This is a genomic window from Methanohalobium sp. (assembly GCF_046546175.1).
GTDB lineage: Archaea > Halobacteriota > Methanosarcinia > Methanosarcinales > Methanosarcinaceae > Methanohalobium.
In genome coordinates, this window is the sequence record NZ_JBKGYF010000102.1 from 1 (window position 1) to 5479 (window position 5479).

A 5479-nucleotide genomic window follows, 5' to 3' on the forward strand; every position below is an offset into this window, starting at 1 on the left:
TACGGTATTAAAGATGCTATCGTTGCATATGCCAAAGAAAAAGAACAAAAGGAATAAACAAGGGATATAATTCATCACTCATTGTTCCTGTTTTTTCCTTTTTTCCCTTTTTACGACATTGACATGCAAACTATCTTTGATTGAATCAAATATCGATCAGGATGGGGTATTAATGGTTGAATTAGAAAGAGTCAAACGTTCTAGTACCTCGGAACGTGAGAAAATACGTGAAATGATAAAATCACGTAAAGAAAACGGAAAAATAGAGAAAAATTTTTTGAAAATTGTTCATCGATTACAAATTGTCCGGAATGTGGTAATAAAAACCTTGAACAGGATTATGAGCGTGCAGAATTGATATGCACTGGATGTGGTCTTGTGATTGATACTGATTTAGTTGACAAGGGTTCAGAGTGGCGAGCATATGACCATGACCAACATATATGAAACACTCTAGGGTAGGAACGCCCATGACATATACCATACATGACAAAGGCCTATACACTATGATTGATTGAAGAAACCTTGATAATAATGGTAAATCAATATCATCTAACCACAGAACACAACTTTGCAGATTGAGAAAATGGTAGCGTAGACTCCGTGTAAGTAATGCTACTGAAAGAAATTTGGCTTTTGCATTATCAGAATTGGATCGAATGGCTTCTGCGCTTGGTTTGCCAAGACCTTTAAGAGAAATTGCTTCAGTGATTTATCGTAAAGCTGTGGATAGAGATCTTATATGAGGTAGAAGTATAGAAAGTGTCGTATCAGCAACTTTGTATGCATGGTGCCGTCAGTATAATACACCAAGAACATTAGATGAAATAAGTGAAGTTTCAAGAGTCAGTGGTAAGGATATCGGTAATCATATCGTATGATTACAAGAGGGGTTTCACTTAAAAATCATGCCTACCTCATCTATCGACTATGTTCCAAGATTTTGTTCTAATCTCAAATTAAGTAGTAAATCTCAATCCAAAAGTATTGAAATCCTGAGGGAAATTTCAAAGAAAGAAATTACAAGCGGACGTGGGCCAACAGGTTTTGCAGCTGCTGCCATCTATATTGCGTCTATTCTTTGCGAGGAGAGAAGAACCCAGCGCGAAGTTGCTGATGTGACAGGTGTAACCGAAGTAACCATACATAATAGATACAAAGAAATGTGTAAAGAATTGAATATTAGTATTGTAATTTAAAGGTGTTATTTTTCAAAACACGCTCTCTTTTTACACTTGATTATGTCCTTTGTTATCCATACTCCCTGTAGATATGCATCCAACATTAGATAATCGCCATCAATTTCATTAAGACAGCGGATTGATTGTTTAATTCGATATCGTTTTTATCCAAATACTCATTTGGAATATAAAAATAAATCTAATACCCTGGTTCCTTGTTTACTAGTATTTTTTTTTAGTTATCCTTAATCAATACATCCCCCATATTCAATTTACGTTATATGATACATGTACCTCTTATTACATATTTATGTGTATGTATCACTATAACAAAAATAAAATATTATCTTTATATGTAAACTTTTAAGTTTTGTCAGTAACCACCTCTACAATCTCTTTTGGTAACCAAACACTATTATTGAAAAAATCAATTACTATAAAAGAATATTTAGTTTCATGGAGTAGATGAGCTCTATCGGGGATTGATATATGGTTGCGCTCTAAATACCAGTAAGGTATCTTTATAACCTTAAATCCATAACAATTTATCAAATAGACCGTTTTATAATTATAAGTATCAGATTCGATGAATAACAACTCCTAATATATAAATTAAAAGTTCCTAATTTTTAAGTATGTAATACTAAAATAAATAATGATTGCAATACATCCAAAAAATAATTATCTTTATATGAGCCAAATTAAATTGTCAAAATTGTTGCCGACTGTATTTTGGTGATGGGAGTAAAAACCTCAAAAATTATTATCTTCCAAGAAAAATTAACCGAAAATGATTTTGATTTTAAAATCGATACCGTTACTGATAGCACACCATCAGAGAACAATGTTGAATTGTTTCAATCTTAGCAATGCAGCACTTCCAGAAATATAATACCAGAAGTTTTAAAGTTTATACCGCTAATTTCAACTTATACTTAGAAATGATGTTCCTGTTCTTATACATTTAAAATCGTAATGTTTAACCATCTGGATGGCAATAAAATCCTGTCATCTTTGTGTTGTTTGACGGCTACCACAATTGCTATAAATATATAATATGGAACATAATGTCCACATAACGATTTGACGAGGCACCATATGGATATGAAAATGAAAATTGACCCATGGAGCACGCTGGATATAGAAGATTATTCAAAATTATTCGATGAATTCGGTATATCTCCGATTGAAGAAGTGTTCCCAGAAATCCCATCCCCTCATAAATTCATGAGGCGTAACATCATATTCGGTCACCGAAGCTATAATCTGATTGTAGATGCGATGAATAAAGGGGACCCTTTTTCTGTTATCAGTGGTTTCATGCCGTCAGGAAAGGTACATCTTGGCGGTAAAATGGTAATGGACGAAATTGTCTGGCATCAACAAATGGGTGCAGATGCGTTTGTTGGTATTGCAGACAGGGAAGCTCATGCAGTTCGGGGACTTTCATGGGACAAATGCCGTGAGCTTGGAATCAATGAATACTTATTAAGTCTGATAGCCCTGGGATTTGAACCTGGTGGAACTATATATTTCCAATCGGAATGTGATAATGTCAAAAATATTGCATTTGAACTTGGAATTAAAACCAATTATTCAGAGCTCAGTGCCATCTATGGTTTTGGTGGTGAAACAAATGTTTCACACATGATTAGTACCCTTACCCAGAGTGCTGATATCCTGCAGCCGCAGTTGAAGGAATTCGGAGGACCAAAGCCTACAGTTGTCCCGGTTGGTGCAGACCAGGATCCTCATATACGTTTGACACGGGGACTGGCTCATAAAATGAACATGTTAAGAATAGAAACCCGGGAAGATAAAAATGGTAACCATTACTTCAGTATCCGCAATAAATCAGCACCGGAATATGTATTGAAACAGATAAAAAAACAGGCACCTGGTAAAAGTAAGGTATTTGAGGGACATGTCGATATCTTTGAAACTGATGATTTTGAAACAATACTGGATATTGTTCGTCAGGTAGAACTTGAAACAGGAGGGTACTCTTTTGTTCCGCCAGTTGCAACATACCACAGGTTTATGACAGGATTGCAGGGTGGCAAGATGTCAAGTAGTGACCCTGACAGTTATATCGCACTGACGGATGATCCGAAAGAGGGTGCCAAAAAAGTAAAACGTTCCAAAACGGGTGGTTGTATCAGTCTGGAAGAGCAGAAAAAACTGGGTGGTAATCCGAAGGATTGTTCCGTTTATGAACTGTTGATGTTCCATTTAATAGATGATGATAAACAACTTGCCGATATTTATGATGAGTGTGTAAGCGGAACCCGTATGTGCGGGAGCTGTAAAAAATATACTGCAGAACTCATGTCCCAATTTTTGAAAGACCACCAGGAAAAACGTGAATCTGCCAAAGAAAGACTGGATGAATACGGACTGGATAAATACAGAAAATACGTGAATTGAACTAATTGGTTCAAACTATCTGTGAAATCATGGTTTAAAGAGTGATGAAATGAGTGAACAAAAACAACATCATGAAATATCTGATTATAAACTGTCTACTAATGAAAAAAAAGTGTTGATTGCACTTGGTGAACTGGAAACCACAACACCTGGAAAACTGGCTAAGAAAACCTCTCTGAAACCTGAAGCCGCCATGCAGTCAGCTTTTTTACTTAAGGAAAAAGGGCTGGCAAAAGTAGATGAAGAAGTTTCTGTTAATTACACACTGACAGGTGAAGGTCTGGATTATGCTGATGATGGGCTTCCAGAACGCCAAATAATTGAGTTTCTGTCAGAAGCGGTATCAATTGATGAATTGAAAAAACAGTTACAATCAAAAATTGTTGGAATTGCTATCGGATGGCTCAAGAAAAAAGACTGGGCAGAGATAAAAAACGGTATGGTAAATCCTTTAGTAAATTCACCTGAAGAAGGAATTGACGAAAAAATTCTTGCCAGGTTTAAAAAACAGATTTCATCTTCTGCTAAACCAGATGTTGAATTAACCAAAGATGAGCTACTTGAAAACGACAGTGAAGAATCAGCACTCAAAGACCTTCTCAAACGTAAACTTGTATCCAAAAAAGAGGAAAAGTACAGATATATCTCTATAACAGAACATGGACTCGAACTGGTTGCACAGGGTATTGAAGTAGAAGAGGAAATTACCCAGCTCACATCACATCTTTTAAAAACAGAAGAATGGAAAATCAAAAATTTCCGGCCCTATAACATATATACACATCCAAAACCTGTATACGGTGCTAAAATTCATCCGTATCAGCGCCTTATTAACCAGATGCGCCAGATTTTCATAGAAATGGGATTTACTGAGATTAGAGGTGAAATTATACAGAGCTCTTTCTGGAATTTTGATGCGCTTTTCCAGCCACAAGACCATCCTGCACGTGATATGCAAGATACATTCCATCTGGGTTCCACATCAGAAATCGATGAAGAATGCAGAGATAAAGTTTGTGCCATGCATGAATACGGTGGAGATATAGACTCAACCGGATGGGGCGGTCGATGGGATGAAAATATTGCCAGAAAAAATGTTTTGAGAACCCATACAACTGCAGTAACTATCAAGCACCTTGCAGATAACCCTGAACCACCGGTAAAAGCCTTCTGTATAGACAGAGCATATCGAAGAGAGACCATAGACCCTACGCACCTTCCTGAATTCGAACAACTTGAAGGTGTTGTTATGGATAAAAACTTGTCTTTTGCCAATTTGCTCGGCTGTTTATCTGAATTTTATCACAGAATGGGTTTTGAAAATGTTCGTTTCAGACCGGGATATTTCCCATACACAGAACCCAGTGTAGAACCAGAAGTCTATATTGACGGAATGGGCTGGATAGAACTCGGAGGAGCCGGAATATTCAGGAAAGAAGTAACAGAACCACTGGGACTCAAATATCCTGTTCTTGCATGGGGTCTTGGTGTCAGCCGTGTTGCGATGTTGAAACTCGGACTGCGAGATTTGAGGGAACTGTATCAGTCTGACATCGACTGGATACGAAAAAGTGAAGTTTGTAGGTTGTGATATTTAATATTTATATATCAGGTGAAATTACAACACCGACATGATTAGAGGTTAGAGATTGCATAATAAGGGTACTTACCAGTAAGTTCAAAGTCGGTGTTGTTTTCATCGATATTGAAGGTTTAGTACCGATTATTATGAGTTCAAATGGATTTTAGTGCTATAAATTTAATCGACATATTCTATATACCTATATATATATAGTCAGTAACACTATATTTGTTACTTATAACCTTTATCGACGAATAATAAGATGTGTTGTATATTAGTAACAAATAAT

6 protein-coding genes are annotated in these 5479 nt (G+C 36.3%); all 6 read left to right on the forward strand.

The window, feature by feature from the left end; translation table 11 throughout:
- Nucleotides 1-172: 172 nt before the first annotated feature.
- The 6 genes from ACLFMM_RS09005 (at nt 173) to ACLFMM_RS09030 (ending at nt 5199) form a co-directional block, all read left to right on the forward strand.
- Nucleotides 173-358, forward strand: coding sequence for a hypothetical protein (locus ACLFMM_RS09005; protein ID WP_410808403.1), 186 nt, complete (start codon nt 173-175; stop codon nt 356-358).
- The gene (locus tag ACLFMM_RS09010; protein ID WP_410808404.1) at nt 355-447 is read left to right on the forward strand and encodes a TFIIB-type zinc ribbon-containing protein; all 93 of its coding nucleotides are present in this window, start codon (nt 355-357) and stop codon (nt 445-447) included. Before ACLFMM_RS09005 ends, ACLFMM_RS09010 begins: the two co-directional genes overlap by 4 nt.
- A gap of 332 nt (nt 448-779) precedes the next feature.
- Nucleotides 780-881, forward strand: a complete 102-nt coding sequence (locus tag ACLFMM_RS09015) for a hypothetical protein (RefSeq protein WP_410808405.1) — start codon at nt 780-782, stop codon at nt 879-881.
- A gap of 27 nt (nt 882-908) precedes the next feature.
- A complete protein-coding gene (locus ACLFMM_RS09020) occupies nt 909-1199 on the forward strand; it encodes a hypothetical protein (protein ID WP_410808406.1) in 291 nt (96 codons plus the stop codon).
- Between the two features lie 1086 nt (nt 1200-2285).
- On the forward strand, nt 2286-3608 hold the full coding sequence (locus tag ACLFMM_RS09025; RefSeq protein ID WP_410808408.1) for a tryptophan--tRNA ligase: 1323 nt from the start codon (nt 2286-2288) through the stop codon (nt 3606-3608).
- 49 nt (nt 3609-3657) lie between these two features.
- Nucleotides 3658-5199 (forward strand): phenylalanine--tRNA ligase subunit alpha, encoded by a 1542-nt coding sequence (locus ACLFMM_RS09030; protein WP_410808407.1) that lies wholly within the window; start codon nt 3658-3660, stop codon nt 5197-5199.
- The last annotated feature ends 280 nt before the right edge of the window (nt 5200-5479 follow it).